The sequence below is a fragment of the Amycolatopsis sp. FDAARGOS 1241 genome (assembly GCF_016889705.1).
GTDB lineage: Bacteria > Actinomycetota > Actinomycetes > Mycobacteriales > Pseudonocardiaceae > Amycolatopsis.
The window spans coordinates 9334976-9354591 of record NZ_CP069526.1; the positions used below are offsets into that span (position 1 = coordinate 9334976).

18 protein-coding genes are annotated in these 19616 nt (G+C 68.1%); 8 read left to right on the forward strand and 10 right to left on the reverse strand.

Going from position 1 to position 19616, the window contains the following annotated elements:
* Positions 1–88 precede the first annotated feature (88 nt).
* Entirely contained in the window at positions 89–1411 is a 1323-nt protein-coding gene (locus tag I6J71_RS45270) for a nuclease-related domain-containing protein (RefSeq protein WP_204092475.1), read from the reverse strand.
* A 5-nt stretch (positions 1412–1416) separates the two neighbouring features.
* Positions 1417–4656, reverse strand: coding sequence for a DEAD/DEAH box helicase (locus tag I6J71_RS45275; protein WP_239155597.1), 3240 nt, complete (start codon positions 4654–4656; stop codon positions 1417–1419).
* A 160-nt stretch (positions 4657–4816) separates the two neighbouring features.
* On the opposite strand from I6J71_RS45275, the gene I6J71_RS45280 reads away from it, so the two are divergent.
* Complete coding sequence (locus I6J71_RS45280) at positions 4817–5962, forward strand: DNA cytosine methyltransferase (protein ID WP_239154277.1); 1146 nt, start codon at positions 4817–4819, stop codon at positions 5960–5962.
* Positions 5963–5965: 3 nt separating this feature from the next.
* Here the strand turns inward: I6J71_RS45280 and I6J71_RS45285 are convergent, their stop codons facing one another.
* The 5 genes from I6J71_RS45285 to I6J71_RS45305 form a co-directional block, all read right to left on the reverse strand.
* Positions 5966–6388, reverse strand: coding sequence for a very short patch repair endonuclease (locus tag I6J71_RS45285; RefSeq protein ID WP_239154278.1), 423 nt, complete (start codon positions 6386–6388; stop codon positions 5966–5968).
* A gap of 26 nt (positions 6389–6414) precedes the next feature.
* Positions 6415–6879: an FxsA family protein gene (locus I6J71_RS45290; protein ID WP_204092477.1), complete on the reverse strand. Its 465-nt coding sequence runs from the start codon at positions 6877–6879 to the stop codon at positions 6415–6417.
* Between the two features lie 1447 nt (positions 6880–8326).
* Positions 8327–8905 carry an ATP-binding cassette domain-containing protein gene (locus tag I6J71_RS45295; RefSeq protein ID WP_204092478.1) on the reverse strand — a complete coding sequence of 193 codons (579 nt, stop codon included), beginning with the start codon at positions 8903–8905 and terminating at the stop codon, positions 8327–8329.
* 92 nt (positions 8906–8997) lie between these two features.
* Positions 8998–10923, reverse strand: coding sequence for an ABC transporter ATP-binding protein (locus tag I6J71_RS45300; protein WP_204092479.1), 1926 nt, complete (start codon positions 10921–10923; stop codon positions 8998–9000).
* Positions 10924–10952: 29 nt separating this feature from the next.
* Positions 10953–11519 (reverse strand): TetR/AcrR family transcriptional regulator, encoded by a 567-nt coding sequence (locus I6J71_RS45305; protein ID WP_204097583.1) that lies wholly within the window; start codon positions 11517–11519, stop codon positions 10953–10955.
* Positions 11520–11649: 130 nt separating this feature from the next.
* Between I6J71_RS45305 and I6J71_RS49560 the strand changes: the two genes are divergently transcribed.
* The 6 genes from I6J71_RS49560 to I6J71_RS45335 all read left to right on the forward strand — a co-directional run bounded on the left by I6J71_RS49560 (position 11650) and on the right by I6J71_RS45335 (position 14214).
* Entirely contained in the window at positions 11650–12645 is a 996-nt protein-coding gene (locus tag I6J71_RS49560; RefSeq protein WP_239154279.1) for a LuxR C-terminal-related transcriptional regulator, read from the forward strand.
* Positions 12646–12715: 70 nt separating this feature from the next.
* Positions 12716–13075 (forward strand): hypothetical protein, encoded by a 360-nt coding sequence (locus I6J71_RS45315; protein ID WP_204092480.1) that lies wholly within the window; start codon positions 12716–12718, stop codon positions 13073–13075.
* Between the two features lie 52 nt (positions 13076–13127).
* Positions 13128–13475, forward strand: coding sequence for a hypothetical protein (locus tag I6J71_RS45320; RefSeq protein WP_204092481.1), 348 nt, complete (start codon positions 13128–13130; stop codon positions 13473–13475).
* A gap of 11 nt (positions 13476–13486) precedes the next feature.
* Positions 13487–13672 (forward strand): hypothetical protein, encoded by a 186-nt coding sequence (locus I6J71_RS45325; protein WP_204092482.1) that lies wholly within the window; start codon positions 13487–13489, stop codon positions 13670–13672.
* Between the two features lies 1 nt (position 13673).
* Positions 13674–14012 (forward strand): hypothetical protein, encoded by a 339-nt coding sequence (locus I6J71_RS45330; RefSeq protein ID WP_204092483.1) that lies wholly within the window; start codon positions 13674–13676, stop codon positions 14010–14012.
* A 55-nt stretch (positions 14013–14067) separates the two neighbouring features.
* Positions 14068–14214 carry a hypothetical protein gene (locus tag I6J71_RS45335; protein WP_204092484.1) on the forward strand — a complete coding sequence of 49 codons (147 nt, stop codon included), beginning with the start codon at positions 14068–14070 and terminating at the stop codon, positions 14212–14214.
* A 43-nt stretch (positions 14215–14257) separates the two neighbouring features.
* On the opposite strand, the gene I6J71_RS45340 is transcribed toward I6J71_RS45335, so the two are convergent.
* Genes I6J71_RS45340 through pdhA form a run of 3 tightly spaced genes read right to left on the reverse strand, consistent with a single transcriptional unit; the run spans position 14258 to position 17804 of the window.
* The gene (locus I6J71_RS45340; protein ID WP_204092485.1) at positions 14258–15589 is read right to left on the reverse strand and encodes a dihydrolipoamide acetyltransferase family protein; all 1332 of its coding nucleotides are present in this window, start codon (positions 15587–15589) and stop codon (positions 14258–14260) included.
* Positions 15590–15606: 17 nt separating this feature from the next.
* Complete coding sequence (locus tag I6J71_RS45345; protein WP_204092486.1) at positions 15607–16599, reverse strand: alpha-ketoacid dehydrogenase subunit beta; 993 nt, start codon at positions 16597–16599, stop codon at positions 15607–15609.
* Entirely contained in the window at positions 16599–17804 is a 1206-nt protein-coding gene (gene pdhA, locus I6J71_RS45350; protein ID WP_204092487.1) for a pyruvate dehydrogenase (acetyl-transferring) E1 component subunit alpha, read from the reverse strand. Before pdhA ends, I6J71_RS45345 begins: the two co-directional genes overlap by 1 nt.
* 352 nt (positions 17805–18156) lie before the next feature.
* On the opposite strand from pdhA, the gene I6J71_RS45355 reads away from it, so the two are divergent.
* A complete protein-coding gene (locus I6J71_RS45355; protein ID WP_204092488.1) occupies positions 18157–19587 on the forward strand; it encodes a M20/M25/M40 family metallo-hydrolase in 1431 nt (476 codons plus the stop codon).
* The last annotated feature ends 29 nt before the right edge of the window (positions 19588–19616 follow it).

Sequence of the window (19616 nt, forward strand, 5' to 3'; positions counted from 1 at the left end):
GCGGCGATGCCCGCGTCATCGAGGGAATCGGGTAGCTCGCAGACGACCACGTGCTCCGCCTCGAGGCCCTTGGCGTACCGAGGGCTCGTCACGACGAATCCGCGGTCCGTTTTTTCCGGTGGTGAACTGGATCCGGTACGGATGATCCAGATGTCTTCGGCGCGGGCCCGTCGGCCACCAACTCCAGCGCCACGGATTCGGCTCCGGACAGGTCTGAATCGCCCTCCACGGTCCGCCAGCGCACCTTCTCGCCGTGAACGATGCCCGGATCGCCGACGTCCGCTCCGAGGTACTCCTGCACCATGTGCACGATCGCCCGGGTGTTCCGGACGTTGAGGTCCAGGTCGACCGAAAGAGCCTCGGAGGCAACGATCTCCAGTACGTCTCGATCGAAATGGCCGTCCACGTGCGCCTGGTTATTCATGTCGAGGAACATCCGCCAGCGGCCCGCGCCTCTGCCGCCGACGACCACTCCACCGATCTTGTCCATGCCTTCAGCTGTCATCAGGTCCTGTGCCTCGTCGACGAAGGCGACGTCGTAAGTCTTGGCCGCTTCCAATAGGCCGAAGGGCAGGAGGTCGATGTCGCGACCGCCGATGTGAGGAGCGAAGAAGTCCCGCAGCGCCGGTGAACGGAACGTGATCAGGACGGATTTGCCCTGATCCGCCTCCTGCTTGGCCGCCTCCGCCAGAACAAGCGACTTGCCCGTGCCTGCCCCACCGAAGACCAGCACCCGGGGATTCCGCGCCAGCGAAGCGAGAACCCGGGCCTGCCCCGCTGTGGCGCGGTTCTGTTCCTCGATCACCGCACCGCGCTGCGCGTCGATCACCGGCATGCGGGTGAAGTGGCCGAACAACCGAGTCCGGAGGTCTTCGGTTCTCGCGAGCTTCCGGTCTGCAGGTGGCTTCTGCGCGCTACCTGCGATCGTGTCGAGAGCGCGGCTCAACTCCGCGATACTCATGTCGCTCCGCGACAACCAGTGGGTCGGTTGCCACTCGACCGAGTGCGGTGGGGTATCGATGTCCGGTGTGATGACGGCGGCCTCGTGCGCGAACCAACCGACCCCCTCTCCGCGGAGGATCTTCTGCAGCGCGTACATCGCCGACTGCGCCTGTTCCATCGGTGAGGTGGCCAGCTTGTGCCAGTCACCTCGTCGGTCGATGCTGTACCAGACGCCGTCATGTTTCCTGATGCCGCTGCCTTTGGCCTCGATGACGATCACGACCTTCTTCCACAGCAAAACAAAATCGGCCTCGGCTTGCTGTTTGTACGCGTGAGACCGCAGTTTCACCGAGTGGAAAGCGACTGCGTCGGGGTCACCTCCGGCCTCTCGGAGTAGACGGGCGATCCTGCGCTCCGCGTCGCTGGTCGCGTTCTTCTCGATGTCAGTCAGATCCGGTACGAGGATCATGCGCGTTACTCCTGCCAGAGGTCTTCGTATTCGTGATACCCAAGCCAGTCACTGAAGGCCCCGAAATTGTCGGCGACGTCTACGATCAGGCACTCTTCCTTGCCACCGTTCTTCGGACCGCGCAGACCACGCCCGGCCATCTGGATGTAGGCGTTCGGGCTGAAGGTGGGGCGGGCGATGTAGAGCGCGCGGACACCCGGGGCGTCGAACCCTTGGACCAGCAGGTCGCAGTTCGCGAGAACGCGGATCTCGTTTTTCTTGAACTTCTCGATGATGTCGCGACGCTCTTGCCTGCCGGTCTGGCCGCTCACCGCCGCGGCTTCGATGTCGCGGTACCGCAGCGTCGCGGCGAGTACTTGGGCCGATAGGACGTTGGGCGTGAAGACCAGCACCGGCCAGCTATGGTCCAGGGCCATGATGTGGTCGACGAGGATCGACATGCGCGCCTGATCGGCGCCTACGCGGTCCATCACCCGGGCCGGGACCCTGCGTTGCTGCTCGGCCTCGGCTATCTCATCAGGCTCCAGCACCACTTCGACGCCTGGCAGCACCTCGTGCTCGACTCGGGCGAGCACACCCAACTCCGCGAGCGGTCGGTAGGCGTTGGCCGTGTCGAAGACGTCCAGCTTCCGATTACCGAACCGACTTGCCAACGCGGCCGTTGCGGACTCGGAAGTGCCCTTGAAAGGCGTCGCGGTCAAACCGACGAGTGGGCGTTGCCAGCCTCGGCCCGCCACGCCCAGCCAGTTGAGAATCCGCGTGTATCGTTCCGAACCGCCGGCGCGGTGCCCTTCGTCGACGACCACCGCGGAAGACTCCTTGAGCCACGCGTACTCGGGATTGTGGAGGATGACGTCGAGCTTGGCGTCGGTCGCGACGACGACGGAGAACTCCGTGTCCGGTTCGTGGACGATATTGTTCTCCCACAGGCGCCCGATCGTCAGCGGCCGCTCGTCCCCGAGTCCTCGCCACACGGTGCTCCAGGTCTGCACAGCCTGCTCGCAGAGTTCCTGCGACTGTGCGATCCAAAGGACGGGTCCTTGAAGGCTTCCGTCGACGAAGAGCCTGAGAACGGTCTCGGCGGCCACTCGTGTCTTACCCGCGCCAGTCGGTAGCTCCACCATTGCCTTGAGGTGACGACCGTTCGCCTCGCGGAGGGTCAGTACGTCCTTGAGCTGCCTGCTGATCTTCTGCTGGAACGAGTGGAGGGGGTTGAGCTTGACGGCGCCGGGCACGACGAACTCGTCGTCCCGGTGCTGGGTGCGGCGGCCGGCGTACTCACTTCCGAAGCCCATCTTCCGAAGCCACGAGATGGTCGCTGCTCCGCCTGCCCAAGCCTTCGGAATGTCGACAAATCCTTCGTTGCGGAACTGCTCGGCGAGCAACTTGATCGAATCGGAGCCGTAGACTGTGAGGAAGAGCTCGGCGACTGAGGTAGTGTCATCGACGAGGCGCTGCGCTTCGAGTGCTTGCCATAGTCCCTTGGGCAGTGCGTCTCGCAGATCGTCGGGACCGAAATAGACGTCCAGCCGCTCGGCGTCAGTGGACGCGGCTTTCGCCTCTTGCCGAAGTGCCTGGAGACGATGGTCGAGACCTTCCTTGAGCACGTTTTCCAGATCCGCGTTCGTGAAGCCCAGGTCGAACGCATCGTTGACGACGCTGATGAGGCGGCGCTCATCGGCGTCACTGCTCACGATCAGGTCCAGCCCGTCCAGGTACCACTCGAGCGTTTGGTCTTCGACACCGTCCTCCGTGGTTACGCGCTTGACCACCTGGATCGCTCGTGTGACCGTCGCGCGTATCACTTTGTCGGCGACGGGCGTGGTGCGAAGCCCACTGAAGATGTCGATGACGCGCTCGCTGTCCTGTTTCCCTTCGATCACCATGGAGAAGGCGAAGCTGTCTTCGAAGCGGCGGCAGCCGACGGAATGCCTGAGCTCGACTGCCTGGTCTTCGGTGACCTTCAGGTAGGGCCGCTGACGTGACGACAGGTACTCTTCCTGCTCGTCCGTGGTGGCGAGGTACACCGAGTCGGGAGAACGTGCTTCGACCACACGTCCTACTCGAGCGGGAATGGTCGGGGGGCGGCCGTTGGGATAGGCGATGCGGCTTGCGGTGCTGATGAACTCAACGAGCACGGTGTTGCCGAGCGCCGGTGGAAATAGATCCGCGGAGAGTGCCTCTTTTAGTACCGGGGCCGGTACTTCGTGCAGTTCGTCGGGTAGACCCAGCACTTCGGCGACCTGGCGGGACCCGCGGAACAGCGGTAGGAGGTTCTTGTACTTGAGCATGGACGGAGCGACCACTGCACAGGGCGCGCGGTATCCGCGGTCGGATTCCAGCAGGCCAGCGCGCTCCGCTGCCCATCGCACGGGTGACTGCACGCGGTAGGACGCGCCCGTGTCCAGGTCTTCACAAGTCCAATCCGAGTCTCCCGCCTGAAGCAACCCGGCGGTCCAGCTCGCGCGCGTCCGTTCGGTGGCTCCGGCGTCCCTCAACAAAAAGAGCACAGAGAACGGCCCCGGGCCCTCACCGGGGTAGAGTTCCACGCGCTCGATCGGACGGTCACCGGATCCTCGTTGCGAGTTCAGGGTGGTCAAGACCCACGAGCGGTAATGTTCCAGACAGGGCTCGTCTTCAGCGGGGTATTTGCCGACGGGGCCGTTTACGACACCAAGCCGGTGTGCCACCGCGGGCGAGCAACGTCTATGATCCAACATCTTGGCCGACAGTTCCTCACCCAGGAATTCGGTGAGGTCGAAAACTTGCGTGGGCCACGCCCAGCCGCCGTCCTGAGTCGGGACCTGAACCGTGGCGGGGTGGGCGGTCAAGGCTTTCACCGCGAGCTGAACTGGGACGTCGAGGACGGCGTCCCAAACTTTGGACAGTTGCTCGTCGTTCGGTGTTGTCGTCGAGAGCCTCGCCAGGCGGGCGTTGAGAACCGCGACCGGATCCAGGTCGCGGAAGCCAAGGTCCCGAAGACTCTTTTCGACGCCGGACTGGGCGAGGAAGTCAGGGTCGACGAAGATTGCTTGCTCGAACCCAATGTCATCATCCTGATGCAGGAAGATGACGTTTCTCTCTCGCAACGCCCGCATACCGTCGGTGGTCGGGATGACCTTGGCTTGATCGACATCGGGTAGGTTGCGGTGGGTCCGGACGAACTCCAGCGCGCCTGCAGACGACGCGACGTCGATTCCTTCCGCCCACTCGCGTAGCCAGGACAGGAGCCCGCGCTTGGGCACGTTGTCCAAAGCGTGCTTGCTGTCCTTGTCGTTGTCGAGGAGGCCTTTCGAGGCTGCGAACAGCTGGCGAAGTCGTGTCGTTCGTTGCGTCGACGTGTAGCACCGCCAGTGCGGAACGTCGTTGCCGGTGTTCGGAGAGCTGTTCCACGCAAGGTGGTCGTTGGCGTCGACGTTCGCGATGGCGAAGTCCAGTGGACGGAGTTCTGTGGCGCGTGTCAGTCCTTCCTCCCCGCAGGTCGCGATGGTGGACCTCTTCGCCGGTCCGGGCGGCCTTGACGTCGCCGCTCACTGGCTCAAGGTGCCAGTTGCCGGAATCGAATGGGATGCAGACGCCTGCGCCACCCGTAAGGCCGCAGCCCTGCACACAAAGCAAGGTGACGTCCGTCATTCCAAGCCTCTCGACTACCCCGAAGCTCGGATTTTGACCGGTGGACCGCCGTGTCAGACCTACACGGTCGCCGGAAAGGGAGACGGTCGACGGGTGTTGGACCTGGTGGTCTCGTTCGTCGACGACATGGTCAAGATGGTCCGAGGCAGGGTCCCCCTGCCGGACTTGTCAATTCTCGAGGACGAGCGCACCGGTCTGGTCCTTGAGCCTTTGCGCTGGGCGGTCGATGCTGCTGAGCGCGGCGCTCCCTACGATGCGATCGTCCTCGAGCAGGTGCCAGCGGTGTTGCCCGTGTGGAAGGAATTTGCTCGCGTGTTCAAGGAGTACCACTACAGCGTTGATTGCGGGGTCCTTCACACGGAGGACTTCGGAGTACCGCAGACTCGTCGCCGAGCGATTCTGATCGCTCGGCGCAACGGCGAAGCGAAGCTGCCGGAACCGACCCACCGTCGTTACTACAAGGGCAAGCCTCGCGGAGATGGTGACGCGCGCTTGCGGCCCTGGAAGACGATGGGCGAAGCGCTCGGCTGGTCGGAAGAGTTCACTGTCGTATCGAACTATGGCACTGGAGGCGATCCGAAGGCACGGGGACAGCGTCGTTGGAACGAACCCGCCTTCACTGTCACGGGCAAGGTTTCACGCAACCGACTCGTCGATCGGCCGAAGGGGCAGCCCGACCGCTTCACCAATGACGAGGCCGGCAGACTGCAGACTTTCCCACCGGACTATCCCTGGTCCGGGCGGGGCATCGCCCAGCAGATCGGGAACGCGATCCCCCCTCGGTTGGCCGCTCACGTACTTGCGGCGGCGCTGGGCAAGAAGCTCGATGCGAGGGCCCTGGACAGGTGCGTCAAGCAACGCTGGAAGGACACGCGGAATGGGGTTGACGGATTACTGAAAGATACCGACGAAAGGTGAGTGTCAGCGCCGTTCATTAACCGCTTTGATGACTCGGGCCGCGGCGTCTGCCACGGTTTCGTGTTCCCAAATCCGCACGCTGAGCCAGCCTTCGTCGGCCAGGCGGGTGTCGGTGTCGGCGTCGCGGCGGCGGTTGGTTTCGATCTTGGTGCGCCAGAAGTCGGCGTTGTTCTTGGGCCAGGAAGCGTGGTCGGGGCAGCCGTGCCAGAAGCAGCCGTCGACGAAGACGGCAACGCGGGCGGGGCCGAATACGAGGTCGGCTTCGCGGCGTACGCCCTTCACCGGCCGGCGGTGCACGCGGTAGCGGAAGCCGGCCGCGTGCAGGATCTTGCGCAAGGCGATCTCGATCCCGGTGTCGCGGGACTTCTGCCTGCTCATTCGGGCGCGCACAGCGGACGTGGTGTTCAGACGCTCCACGGCGGCCATTGTGGCACTGGTGGCTGCCGAGCCCGTCAGCCCTCGACGATGCGCCCCTCGATCACCTGGTGCTGGGTCGGCCGGGGATCCTCCGCCACGACCTCGCTGTCGACCACCATCACGGGCCCGCGGCGCGCATTCGCGTAGCGGATGGCGCGCTTCTCAGCGCGGTGGAGCCAGAAGCGGCGGGCCAGGGCGCGCGTGGGTGGGAGCAGGACGAACAACCCCAGCAGGTCGCTGACGAAGCCGGGCAGCATGATGAGGATGCCGCCGACGGCGATGAGCATGCCGTCGGTCAGTTCCTTGTCCGCGGGGCGGCCGGATTGGGCCTTGGAGACGAACGCGCGCATCGCCTTGCCGCCCTCGCGGCGGGCGAGCCAGGAGCCCACGAACGCGCCCGCCAGGAGCAGGGCGATTGTGCCGAGGACGCCGACCAGCGAGCCCACGGCCCAGATCGCGGCGAGCTCGGCGATGACGTACAGCAGGAACGCGACAGCCATACCCGGTGAACGAACGAGGTGTCCGAAATTCTCCCGGCAGTGAACGAGCGCACCCCGCGCGTCCGTGAACGCCCTGGTCGGGACACCGAGCGCAAGAAGGCCTCGATCTCGGGACGGGTGCTGAGCAGGTACCGGCGTGCCGTCGGGGCCTCCGCACCCAGGCGGGACGGCAGCGCGGCTCGGTGGGTGCGCGGCCAGTTCCAGATCCAGCCACGACGGGAGGGGAACCACAAGCGACGAGGCGGACGAGGAGCAGGTCCGGGGCGTTCACCAGAGCAGCGGGAGGAAACCGCAGAGAAACAGGCCGACGAGGAGCAGGTCGAACCCGTGGGCGAGTTGGCGCAGCAGGCCCGTGGGGTGAGGAGGCCTTCGTAGAGGACCAGGTTCATGGCGGAGAAGTCGACGGGGCCGCGCGTGACGGTGCGGACCACGGCGTAGCCGGCGACCAGCACGGCGACGACAGAGCCGAACGTCACCGGGACGCCCAGCAGCCACACCACTGACGTCCAGATAGCCGCGAGCACCGTGAGCACCAGCGCCGCGGTCTGACGAAGGCGGGGTTCGGACGCGTCGAGCCAGCGACGCAGGCCCGGGACCCGATGGAGCTGGGCGATGGGCGCGGCGAAGGGCAGCAGCCCCAGGTAGGCACCGAGGCCGAGGAGCCAGACGGATGTGACGGCCGGGAACGTCGCGTGCGCGGCGGTGACGGCGAGGCCCAGGAACACCGGCAATCCCAAGGCGTGGCGGCGGGCCGGAACCCCGGCCAAGACGCACCGCAGCACGACGAACCGCCCGGCGAACGCCCGCCGCCACGGCACGCGACGGCCGGCGGGGAGCAGGGCCCAGACATCGAGGAACGCCGTGGACGTGCGGCGCACCATCCGCTCGCCGAAGTGGTGGACGAGCGTCGCGCGGCCGGCCGTGCCGGCCGGCGGTGGTGCCCACGCCAACACTACGGCGGCGACGAAGGCCGCCACCGCGAAGATCCACAGTGGAGCCTCCGAGAAGACACCGAGGACGGCCGGGATGAGGGGCAGCAGCGATTCGCCGGGGACGGGGCGGCGGCGCGCCATGACCAGCGCCAGCACAGCAACCCCGACATACAGCGCGAGCGGTCCCACCGCACCCGGCGGAAACCCGATGAGTACCCCGGCGACGACGTAGAAGTACCCCGCCACCGCGAACCGCGCGAGCCACCCGAAAACCAGCCGGCGCAACAGCACCGCCGGGCGTCGGCCGTCGAAGTCGGACCAGGTCAGGATGGCGGGGTCGGCCCAGAGGTGTCCGCGCCACGCGAGCGCCAGCCCGGCACACAGGACGGCGACGCTGCCGAGCGGCCCCACCGGCGCGTCGCCGATCAGCTGCGACCGGACCAACTCCGTGTTGTACAGGGGCGAACCCAGCACGCCGGCCACGACGAACAGGCACAGCCACAGATCGGGGTGTTTCACAGGTCGACCACGTAATCGGCGACGGTGGCAGCGAGCGGCCGGCGGTGACTGTCCACCACGACCGAAAGGCTTTGCCCAACCAGCGTCGTCAGCCAGGAGAGGCCCTCGGCGTCCAGCGCGCGTTCCGGTTCGTCCAGCAACAGCACCGAATGCGGGCGGGCGACCGCGGCGTGGAGCAAGAGCCGGCGGCGCCGGCCGGCGGACGGGTCACCAGCCGGAACGTCCGCCCGCGAGGCCAACGCGGCAGGCACCGGACGGGCGACTCCGAACGAGCGCCCCAGCAGGTCCAGGTGCTGCCGCGCGGTGAGCTCCTCGAACAACGCCGAATCGTCCAGCACCACCGAGACCCGTCGCCGGAACGCGGCCGAGCGTTCGTCCGGCGCGGCGCCGCACACCGACACCGTGCCGGACGACGGTCGTTGCAAGAGGTACAGGCACCGCAGCAGCGTCGACTTCCCGGCGCCGTTCGCGCCCGTGACGACGAGACACTCGCCGGTGTCCACGGCCAGGTCCAGACCGGAGAACAACGAAGCAGCACCGACCTCGACGGTGAGGTCCCGGGTGGATACCAGCATCGCGACACAGCCCCCTGACGACAGTGCCCAAGGTAGCGAATCGCCAGGCGGCTGCGAGCGGTGAAGCAGGGCGCACCTCGCCGCCGAGGACGTCAGTCCAAGTACGCCCGAGCCTGCAGCGTGAACAGCTCCGCGTACCCGCCCCCGGCGGCCATGAGCTCCTCGTGCGTGCCGTATTCGGCGACCTTGCCGTGGTCGAGCAGGAGGATGCGCTCGGCCTGGCGGACGGTCGAGAAGCGGTGCGAGATGTACAGCGTGGTGCGCCCGGAAGCGAGCGACCGCAGCCGCGCGAACAGGTCGTGTTCGGCCTGCGCGTCCAACGCCGAGGTCGGCTCGTCGAGGATCAGGATTGGTGCCTCCCGCTGGAACGCGCGCGCGAGTGCGATCTTCTGCCACTCACCACCTGAGAGCGACACGCCCTGGTCGAACCACCGGCCCAGCGGCGAGTCGTACCCCGACGGCAGGCGCTGGATGCGTTCGTCGGCGCCGGCGCGGCGGGCCGAGTCGACGATGTGCGGCCGGTCCTCCAACCGCAGCAGATCACCCAGGCCGATGTTCTCGGCCGCCGTGCCCTGGTAGGTCACGTAGTCCTGGAACATCGCGCTGATCTGCGTCCGCAGCTCGTCCGGGTCGTAGGAGCGGATGTCCACGCCGTCGAGCAGGATCCGCCCGCCGGTCGGGTCGTACAGGCGGCACAGCAGCTTGAAGAGGGTCGACTTGCCGGCCCCGTTGCGCCCGACCACCGCGACCGTCTCACCCGGCCGGATCTCGAAGCTCACGCCGTCCAGCGCCGGTTCGTCGGCGCCCGGGTACGTGAAGCTCACCGACTCGAACCGGATGTGTCCCTCCACAGTGGACGGAAAAGGCCGCGGAGCCGCGGGGGCCACGATCTCCGGCTGCGTGTCGAGGAACCGGTACAGCGTGTCCAGGTACAGGTTGTTCTCGTACATCCCCGAAAACGCCGTGAACAGCCCCGACACCGACGTCTGCACCGACGTCGCCGCAGCCGTGTACAGCGCGAGGTCGCCCAGTGTCAGATGCCCGCCAACGGCCTGCAACGCGATGTACAGCGCGATCGCCGAGCCCGCCAGCGTCGACAGGAGTCCCCACGACGTCGAGCTCACGTTGCGCTTCACCGTCAGCCGCCGCTGCCGTTCGTACGACACCACGCCGAGCTTCCGGAACCGGTCGACGAAGTACGGCCCGAGCCCGAAGAGCTTGGTCTCCTTCGCGTACGTGTCGGTGGTGACCAGCGAAGACAGGTAGTCCATCCGCCGCTTGATCGGCGACATCAGGAACGTCAGCCAGAACGCCCGCGACCCGTACTTCGACTGCGAGATGAACGCCGGGATCGGCGCGAGCAGCGCCACCAGCGCCAGCAGCGGGCTGATCGACACCAGCAGCGCGATCATGCTGCCGAACGTGATCGCCGTGCGCACCAGCCCGAGTGCCGAGTTCATCATCGACAACGGCCGCGTCGGCGCTTCCTGCGCCGCCTGGCGCAGCATGTCGTACGACGTCGAGCCCTCGAAGTAGGCCAGCTGCAGCTTGCTCGCATGGTCCATCACGCGGTGCCGGATGGTCAGCGACATCCGTTCCTGCAGCAGCGTCTGCGCGACCGACGTGATCGCGCTGCTGATCGCCGTCGCCGCCAGCACGCCGAACTGCAACAGCGTGATCCGCACGATGTCGCCCGTCGAGCCGCGGTGCTGGATCGCCGCGACCACGGAGTCGAGCAGGATCTTCGCGAGGTACGCCGTCGCCGTCGGCAGCAAGCCGGACAGCAGCGTGACCAGCGCGAGCAGGATCGTCAGCGTCGGGCTGGCCTCCCACGTCAGCCGTGCCACCTTCGGCAGACCGCGCACGGTGCCGGCCACCGAGGTCTTCATCCGGCCCAACCGCGACTTCAGGTCCTTGGGCTGCTCCGGCTGCGGCGCCTCCGGGATGTCGACGGCACCGGTGAGCCCACTGTCCGGCACGGTCTGCGGCGGGCGGCCCCGCCCCCGTCTGCCGAACATCCGCACGGCACCGTCCACACCGCCTGGAATCACCGGCGCACCGCGCCGTGCAGGAAGACGTCGATCATTTCGGCGGGCTCCGGTGAACCGGGCATCGCCCGGCTCTGCGCGAACAGCATGGTCAGGAACAACGAAGCGGCCTTGTCCACGGGCAACCGCAGCCGGTCGGCGTCCGGGACGAACAGCTCCCGGATGGCGCGCTGCATCGCGTCGAACGACTCGCGCCGGCTGTCGCCGCTCGGCGCCTTGCGATTGCGCGCCTCCTCCGCGCGCAGCCGTCCTTTCAGCGTCGCGGCCATCACCGCACCCATCCGCTGCAGGTGTGCGGTCAACGCTTCGACGGCTTCGAGCAGGCGCTTCTCCAACGGCAGTTCAGCCGGGATCTCCCCGATCATCTCCAACGCCTCCCCCGGGTCGAGTGCGGCTTCCACGCACGCGTCGAACAGCTCGTCCTTGTCCTGGAACACGCGGAAGATGGTGCCCTCGCCGATGCCGGCCGCGCGGGCGATCTGCGCGGTGGTGACTCCCCGGCCGTGTTCGACGACCAGCGGGAGCACCGCGCGCACGATCATCCGGCGCCGGTCGTCGGGCGCCATCCCCGGCGCTCGTTTCCTCGTCTCCACGCGCGCCACGCTACGGAGTGAGCACTCACTCCGTCAACTCGGTAACGCAATGCGATCCGGCGTCGACTCAGGGAACGCACGTCCGCCGACCCGAGGAGCGCTGGTGCGCGGCTTCACGTTCGACGAGCGCACGACGCGATTGCTGCGCGAGGCGCGCGAAAGCCTGACCGCGCAGGCCGGCAAGGGGCACCACGCGCTGTACGACCGGCTGCGCGAGGTCGTCGCCAGCGTGTTGCGGCTCGACGCGTTCTTCGTCGCCCTGTTCCGCGACGCCGGCCACGTGCTCTACGCCCACCAGTACGACGGTGTCGAGTACGCGCTGCCGGGCATCCGGCCTTTCAACCCCGACGGCCCGACGGGCTGGGTCTTCGCGCACAACCGCTCCTACGCCTACCGCGAAGACGGCGGCGCCGTGCTCAACCGCGGAATCCCCTGGGGCGACCGGGATCGCCGCTTCGCCGACGCCCTCGTGGTCCCGATGCGCCGCACCCACACCGCCGAGGTGATCGGCGTCGTCTCGGCCCAGACCTACACTCCCGAGAGCTACGGCGACACCGAACTCGCCGCGCTCGAGTGGCTCGCCGAGGTCGTCGCCCGGGTGCTTTCGGCCGAAGAAGCGGATCGCGAGTTCCTGTCCAGGCTCGACGACGGCCACCGCCCGGCCGCCGAACGCGTGCTGTCGCGTTCGGTGTCGGCGTTCGTCGTGGAGCGCGTGGCCGTCGTGCGCGAGTCCGCCGCCGAGCTCGCCGCGGCGCTCGAAGCGGAGGGGCACCAGCTCGGTGCGCGGGCCCGTGACCTGGTGCGCGAGTGCGAACGGCTGCAGATCGAGTCGGCGGAGATCGAGTTCGCAGGCTACCGCGAAGCCGCCGCGCGCTTCGCCTCGCTCAGCCCGCGCGAGCGCGACGTCGCCGACCTCGTGGGCCAGGGCCTGCGCAACGACGAGATCGCCGCGCGGCTGCACATCGGGCTGTCGACGGTGAAGACACACGTGGGCAACATCCTGCGCAAGTACGGCGCCGAGCAGCGCTCGACCGTCGCCGAGGAGATTTCCGCGTACCTGCGCAACACGCGCGTGCGCAGCGACTCATACCGAGGATGAATCGGGGCTCAGCCTTTTTTCGTCCTCGAGCCGAAAGAATCGGCGGGTTCGCGCGAATAAACTGGTGCCCGTGTTGGCCGTGGTGGGTGAGTGCCTGCTCGCGCTCTGGTGGTTGTTGGTCGGGTTGGGAATCGCGAAGTTCCTCGTCGTCCCTCTGCTGAAATGGTTGCTCGTCGGTGCGTTCGATTCGCTGAAGGGTGCGTCCGGCGCAGGTCGGACGGTGCGCCGACTGCTCGCCGTGCCGATCACGGGTTTGCTGAGCAGGCAACGCAAAGCTCGTCGCGGTGACTTCGACAGCAAGATGGATCTGTTCCTCGTCGACGTGGTCTTCGGATTCGTGGTGAGCGGTTTTCTCCAGGGCTTCGCGATCACGTTGGTTGCGCTGGGTTCGACGTTCGTGCTCCTGGCGATCGGTTACGCGCTCTTCTGAAACGGACGGGTGAGTTGTGGCGGATTACGAGTTGGTGCCGGGCGGCCGGAAAGTGCCGTTCGAGATTCAGAGCGCGCACGGCGATCTTCCGTCGGGCAGCGCGGACCTGGCCGAGGTGGTGGTCACCGCGGTGAGCCACGCCCTCGGCTTCCCGACGCTCACCTTGGTGCGCTCCGTCGTGCTCGTGCTGGGCCGGGCCTGGTCCGAGCTGCGGGTGCAACTGCAGGGCGAGCGGACGGAGACGCGCATTCGGCTGTTCGAGGTCACGGCCACGCGGTTCAGCGCCCACCTCACGCGGCTGCAGGCGGACCCGCACTGGGATCCGCAGGTGAAGGCGCTCCTCGACGCGACGTTGCGCGCGGAGCTGGAGCGCGAGCTGGCCCGGATCTTCCGGAACTAGGGAGGGAACCGATGTCGGAGCTCGTCAGACGGTCCGAGTCAGCGGCCGAGGGGCCGCTCGGGAAAGCGGTGGAGCTCGCCGCCGCCGCGCACCGGAAGGCCGTGGCTGCGCGGCAGGACCTGCGCGTGGCGCTCAGCGTCGCCGAATTGCGCGCGGAGGCGGAGATCGAGCAGGACCGACGCGATCGGCGGCGGTGACGTGGCGCAGGACTTGGAGGCACTCGTGCAGACGATGATCGAACGGCCGGCGGCGCTGCGCCTGCGGCAACTGCTCGCCGAAGGACTCATCACGCCCTCGGACCGGGACCTGTTCTTCGTCTCGGCGCAGCGGTACAAGGAAGCCGCGTTCACGCAGTACGCGGACTTCGACCCCGCCGTGCGCGACGAGCTCGTGAAGGCCCTGCTGTCGGACTACCAGCGGGAACTCGACCGGCTCCTCGGCGAGATCACCGCCCGCCGCCGCACCCCGCCGCCTCTCGAAGGCCCACGGCGGCCCGGAATCCTCAGGCGCCTGTTCCGCCGCTGGATCCAAACCTGACTGAGGTTGTCGACAGTCTTGGGCTCCTGATCTTGGGAGGCCTATGGCTGAGCGAGTGCGGAGTGAGAAGGACCTGGTCAGGCGCGCGAACCGGCGTCTGGCCGTTCTTCGTCACGTCGAGGAGGTCAGCGGGAACGCGGCGGCGACGTGCCGGTACTTCTGGATCCGCGGCAACATCTTCTACCGGTGGAAACGCCGCTGAGACCGGTTGCGGCCCGAACGAATCGGGCCGCAACCGGGGCGGCTCAGTAGGTGATGGCGACCGCCGGGTCGCCGAGCAGCGCGCCGACGTCGGCGAGGAACTCCGAACCCTGCTGGCCGTCGATGACGCGGTGGTCGAAGCTCAGCGACAGCTGCATGACCTTGCGCACCTTGATCTCGCCGTCCACGACCCAGGGCGTGTCGCGGATGGCGCCGACCGCCAGGATCGCCGACTCGCCCGGGTTGATGATGGGCGTGCCGGTGTCGACGCCGAAGACGCCGACGTTCGTGATCGTGAACGTGCCGTTCAGCATCGCCGCGGGGCTGGTCTTGCCCTCGCGCGCGGTGTCGGTCAGCTCGGTCAGCGCGAGCGCCAGCTCCTTGAGCGACTTGGCATCGGCGTCGAAGATCTTCGGGACCACGAGCCCGCGCGGTGTCGCGGCGGCGATGCCCAGGTGCACGTAGTCCTTGTAGACGATCTCCTGCGCCGCCTCGTCCCACACGGCGTTGACGTCCGGCGTGCGCTTCGCCGCGAGGCACACGGCCTTGGCGGCGAACGCGAGCGGCGTCAGCTTCACGCCGCTGAACTCCCGCGAGGCCTTGAGCTTCTCGCGCAGCTCCATCATCGGCGTGACGTCGACGGTGAGGAACTCCGTGACGTGTGGAGCCGCGTACGCGCTCTGCACCATCGCGGCCGCGGTGGCCTTGCGGACGCCCTTGATCGGCACGCGGCGCTCACGCGTCGCGGGGTCGTAGCCGGTGTCCGGAGTGGACACAGCCGCGGCCGGTGCCGAGCCGTTGGCCGCGCGCTCGACGTCCTCGCGCGTGATGACGCCGCCGCCGGCCGTGCCGGTGAGCGCGCGCAGGTCGACGCCGAGGTCCTTGGCGAGCTTGCGCACCGGCGGTTTGGCCAGCGGCACGTACCCACCGCGCGGCTCTTCGACAACGGGCGCCGGAGCGGCGGCAACGGGAGCCACCGCCGGCTCCGGAGTGGACGGTGCCGAACCCCTGCGCGCCCGCCGTTTCGCCACCACGGACTTCGAGCCGTACCCGACGAGCGGCTTCATCTCCTCCTCGGCCGGCGCTTCCGCAGCCGGCGCGGCGGCAGGTGCAGGCGCCGCTTTCCCGTCCGGATCCACGTCCACCGTCAGCAACGGCGCCCCGACCTCGACGGTCTGCCCCGGCTCCGCGTGCAGCTCGGTGATCATCCCGGCCCACGGAATCGGCAGCTCGACGGCGGCCTTGGCCGTCTCGACCTCGACGACGATCTGGTTGACCGTGACCTGGTCACCCGGCTTCACGTGCCAGGCGATGATGTCGGCCTCGGTCAGCCCCTCCGCCGTGTCCGACAGGGGGAACTGCTTGTACTCGGGCATGTCTGCGTGCTTCCCCCTTACCAGGCGAGTGAACGGTCGACGGCGTGCAGCACCCGGTCCAGGTCGGGGAGGTAGTGCTCCTCGAGCTTGGCGGGCGGGTACGGCGTGTCGAACCCGGTCACGCGCAGGACGGGGGCCTCCAGCGAGTAGAAGCACTCCTGCTGGACCCGGGCCGCGATCTCCGACGTCAGCGACGATTCGGACGGCGCCTCGCTCACGGCGATCAGCCGGCCCGTCTTGCGCACCGACTCGAAAACAGGCCCGAGGTCGAGCGGCGAGAGCGTGCGCAGGTCGATGACCTCGAGCGAGCGGCCCTCGTCCGCGGCCGCCGCGGCGGCGTCGAGCGCCACCTTCACCGACGGACCGTAGGCGACGACGGTCGCGGTGGTCCCTTCGCGCACCACGCGCGAGCCGAACACGGGTCCCGGCGACGTGTCGGTGTCGACCTCCATCTTCAGCGCGCCCGAGTGGTACAGCTTCTTGGGCTCGAAGAAGAGGATCGGGTCGTCGGAACGGATGGCCTCCTGGATGCCCCAGTACGCGTCGGCCGCGTTGGACACCGAAACGACCTTCAGGCCGGCGATGTGCGAAAACAGCGACTCGGGCGACTCCGAGTGGTGCTCCACGGCGCCGATCCCGCCGCCGAACGGCACGCGGATCACCACGGGCATCTTGACCTTGCCCTGCGTGCGGTAGTGCAGCTTCGCCAGCTGCGACGAGATCTGGTCGAACCCGGGGAAGATGAAGCCCTCGAACTGGATCTCGCACACGGGCCGGAACCCGCGCACGGCCAGGCCCACCGCGGTGCCGATGATGCCCGACTCGGCCAGCGGCGTGTCGAGCACGCGCTGCTCACCGAAGTCCTTCTGCAGGCCGTCGGTGATGCGGAAGACGCCGCCGAGCTTGCCGACGTCCTCACCCATGATCAGGACCTTCGGGTCCTCTTCCATCGCGCGGCGCAGGCCGAGGTTGAGCGCCTTGCCGATCGTGAGCTTCTGCAAGTCGGTCATCAGTGCTCACCTGCCGTCGCGAAACCGTCCAAGTAGGACAGGAACTCTTCCCGCTCCGCGTCGAGCGCGGGAGAAGGCTCTGCATACACGTTCGCGAAGATCCGCTCGGGCGGCGGCTCCGGCATGTTGAACGTGTACTCGCGCAGCTGAGCCGCGAACTCGTCGGCTTCGGCCTGCACCCCGTCGAAGAACTGCTGGTTCGCCCCGCCGCCGCGCGCGAGGTAGGCGCGCACGCGCTCGATCGGGTCTTTGAGCTTCCACTCCTCCAGCTCGTCGGACAGCCGGTAGCGGGTGGGGTCGTCGGTGGTGGTGTGGGCGTCCATCCGGTAGGTGAACGCCTCGATCAGCACGGGACCGTTGCCGTGGCGGCACTCCTCGAGCGCCCAGCGCGTGACCGCGAGGCAGGCGAGCACGTCGTTGCCGTCGACGCGGATGCCGGGGAAGCCGTAGCCGCGGGCGCGCTGGTACAGCGGCAGGCGCGACTGGCGTTCGGTCGGCTCGGAGATGGCCCACTGGTTGTTCTGGCAGAAGAAGACGAGCGGGGCGTCGTAGACCGCCGACCACACGAAACCCTCGTGCACGTCGCCCTGCGAGGTGGCGCCGTCACCGAAGTAGACAATCGTGGCTTCGCCGTCGTCGTCACCGACCCTGCCCTCGAACTTCTGCCCCATGGCGTAGCCCGTGGCGTTGAGGACCTGGTTGCCGATGACGATCGTGTACGGGTGGAAGCGGGTTTCCTTGAAGTCCCAGCCGCCGTGGTCCGTGCACCGGAAGATGCCGAGCAGCTCACGCAGGTCCACGCCACGGGTGTACGCGACACCGTGCTCGCGGTAGCTCGGGAACGCCATGTCGGTGGGCTTCAGCGCGCGGCCGGAGCCGATCTGCGCGGCCTCCTGGCCCAGCAGCGGCACCCAGATGCCCAGCTGGCCCTGGCGCTGCATCGCGTTGGCCTCGCGGTCGGCGCGGCGCACCAGCACCATGTCGCGGTAGAGGTTGCGCAGGGCTTCGTCGTCGACGTCCTCGACGTACTTGTCGAACTGCGGCGATGGAACCCGCTGCCCTTCGGGGGTGAGCAGCTGAGTCAGCTCGGCGCCACCTTCGCTCGTTGCTCGCAAACCCGCGATCACCTGCTCGGGTGAGGGCTTGGCCGCTACGGCGGCGGGCCCGTCTCCAGGTTCGGGGTGCGTCCACTGTTCGGACGGCATGCGCTGTCTCTCCTCGGTGTCGGCGCCGCGGTGGCCGCTTGTGGCGGCCACAGCGACTGCACCGGCGGGGACTGTTGCCCCGGATGCGGGGCACCAAGCCACCGTCGGCGTTGACGGTTCTCGCCGCCATCCTGGCACGAAGGCTCGGCCGATGGTGAGCCGCGGATGCTGATTTGTTGCTGAGAAAGACCCGCCTGAACAGGCAAAACGCTTGGAAACCCGAGTATGGGACGGACGATGATCGGCATTCCGCACCGGTGCCCACCAGGCGTCACCGCGGGGCCACCGGCTGCGGCCGGGTGTCGGGTTTCACGAGCTCGACGACGGTCGTGACATCGGTCACCGTGGCAGGATGGCCTGCGTGGAACAGAAATCCGTACGTGAAACCGTGGTCTCGACGTGGATCAACGACGTCGTGCCGAGCCTGTCCGGTCTCGTCGCGATCCCGGCGTTGTCCCCGGCGTTCGACGCGGACTGGGCCGCGAGCGGCCACCTCGACGCCGCCGTCGAGCACGTGAAGACGTGGATCGCTGGGCGGGACCTGCCGGGCGTGACACTGGAGGTCGTGCGGCTCGAGGGCCGTTCGCCGCTGCTGTTCGTCGACGTGCCCGCGACCGCGGGCGCCGCGGACAAGCCGACCGTGCTGATGTACGGCCACCTCGACAAGCAGCCGCCGGTCGGCGGCTGGTCCGAGGGGCTGGGCCCCTGGACGCCCGTGATCCGCGACGGCCGCCTCTACGGCCGCGGCTCCGTCGACGACGGCTACTCCGGCTACGCGGCCGTCGCCGCGCTCGAAGCCGTGCGGGCGGGGGGCGGTGAGCACGCGCGCTCCGTGGTGCTCCTGGAGACGGGTGAGGAGTCGGGCAGCCCCGACCTGCCCGCGTACGTCGAGCACCTCAGCGAACGCCTCGGCGAGGTCGGCCTCGTCGTCTGCCTCGACGCGGGCGGCATGGACTACGAGCGCCTGTGGCTCACCACGAGCCTGCGCGGCATGCTGCACCTGACCGTCACGGTGCAGCTGCTCGCGACGGCGCAGCACTCCGGCCTGGCCAGCGGCGTGGTCGCGAGCTCGTTCCGCGTGCTGCGGCAGCTGCTGGAGCGCATCGAAAGCGGCGAGACGGGCGAGATCAAGCTCGCGGAGCTCAACGTCGGGGTGCCCGAGAGCCGGCTGGCGGAGATCAAGGCCGTCGCCGAAGTGGCGCCCGACGGTCTGCGCACAGCGTTCCCGCTGGTCAGCGGCGGTCGGACGATGTCGGAAGACGCGTTGGAGCTGCTGCTCAACAACTACTGGCGGCCCACGTTGTCGATCATCGGCGCGGACGGTTTCCCGCTGCCGGCCGACGCCGGCAACGTGCTGCGCCAGAGCACCACGCTCACGCTGAGCTTCCGCCTGCCGCCGACGGCCGAGGCCGCACCGGCGCTCGAAGCGGTCAAGCGGGCGCTGACGACCGACGTCCCGTACGGCGCCTCGGTGACCATCCACGACGACGCGCAGGCCGAGAACGGCTGGAACGCGCCGGAGGAAGCCCCGTGGCTCACCGCCGCGCTGCGCCGCGTCAGCGACGAGGTCTTCGGCCGGCCCCACCGTGCCGCCGGCATGGGCGGGTCGATCCCGTTCATGGGCCTGTTGGGCGAGAAGTACCCGCGGGCGCAGTTCCTCGTGACGGGAGCGTGCGGCGCGGACTCGAACATCCACGTGCCCGACGAGTGGCTGAACCTGGACTACGCGCAGCAGGTGACCGAAGCCGTCGCGCACGTGCTGGACGCGCACGCGCGCAGTTGACGTGAAGGGCCCCGGGGCAGTTCGGCGCC

Excerpts from the sequence above, each read along its gene's own strand:
- I6J71_RS45270 (WP_204092475.1), bottom strand. The coding sequence starts at position 1,411 with ATGATCCTCGTACCGGATCTGACTGACATCGAGAAGAACGCGACCAGC.
- I6J71_RS45290 (WP_204092477.1), bottom strand. The coding sequence starts at position 6,879 with ATGGCTGTCGCGTTCCTGCTGTACGTCATCGCCGAGCTCGCCGCGATC.
- pdhA (WP_204092487.1), bottom strand. The coding sequence starts at position 17,804 with ATGCCGTCCGAACAGTGGACGCACCCCGAACCTGGAGACGGGCCCGCC.
- I6J71_RS45325 (WP_204092482.1), top strand. The coding sequence starts at position 13,487 with ATGTCGGAGCTCGTCAGACGGTCCGAGTCAGCGGCCGAGGGGCCGCTC.
- I6J71_RS45340 (WP_204092485.1), bottom strand. The coding sequence starts at position 15,589 with ATGCCCGAGTACAAGCAGTTCCCCCTGTCGGACACGGCGGAGGGGCTG.
- I6J71_RS45345 (WP_204092486.1), bottom strand. The coding sequence starts at position 16,599 with ATGACCGACTTGCAGAAGCTCACGATCGGCAAGGCGCTCAACCTCGGC.
- I6J71_RS45295 (WP_204092478.1), bottom strand. The coding sequence starts at position 8,905 with ATGCTGGTATCCACCCGGGACCTCACCGTCGAGGTCGGTGCTGCTTCG.
- I6J71_RS45285 (WP_239154278.1), bottom strand. The coding sequence starts at position 6,388 with ATGGCCGCCGTGGAGCGTCTGAACACCACGTCCGCTGTGCGCGCCCGA.
- I6J71_RS45355 (WP_204092488.1), top strand. The coding sequence starts at position 18,157 with ATGGCCTGCGTGGAACAGAAATCCGTACGTGAAACCGTGGTCTCGACG.
- I6J71_RS45305 (WP_204097583.1), bottom strand. The coding sequence starts at position 11,519 with ATGGCGCCCGACGACCGGCGCCGGATGATCGTGCGCGCGGTGCTCCCG.
- I6J71_RS45300 (WP_204092479.1), bottom strand. The coding sequence starts at position 10,923 with ATGTTCGGCAGACGGGGGCGGGGCCGCCCGCCGCAGACCGTGCCGGAC.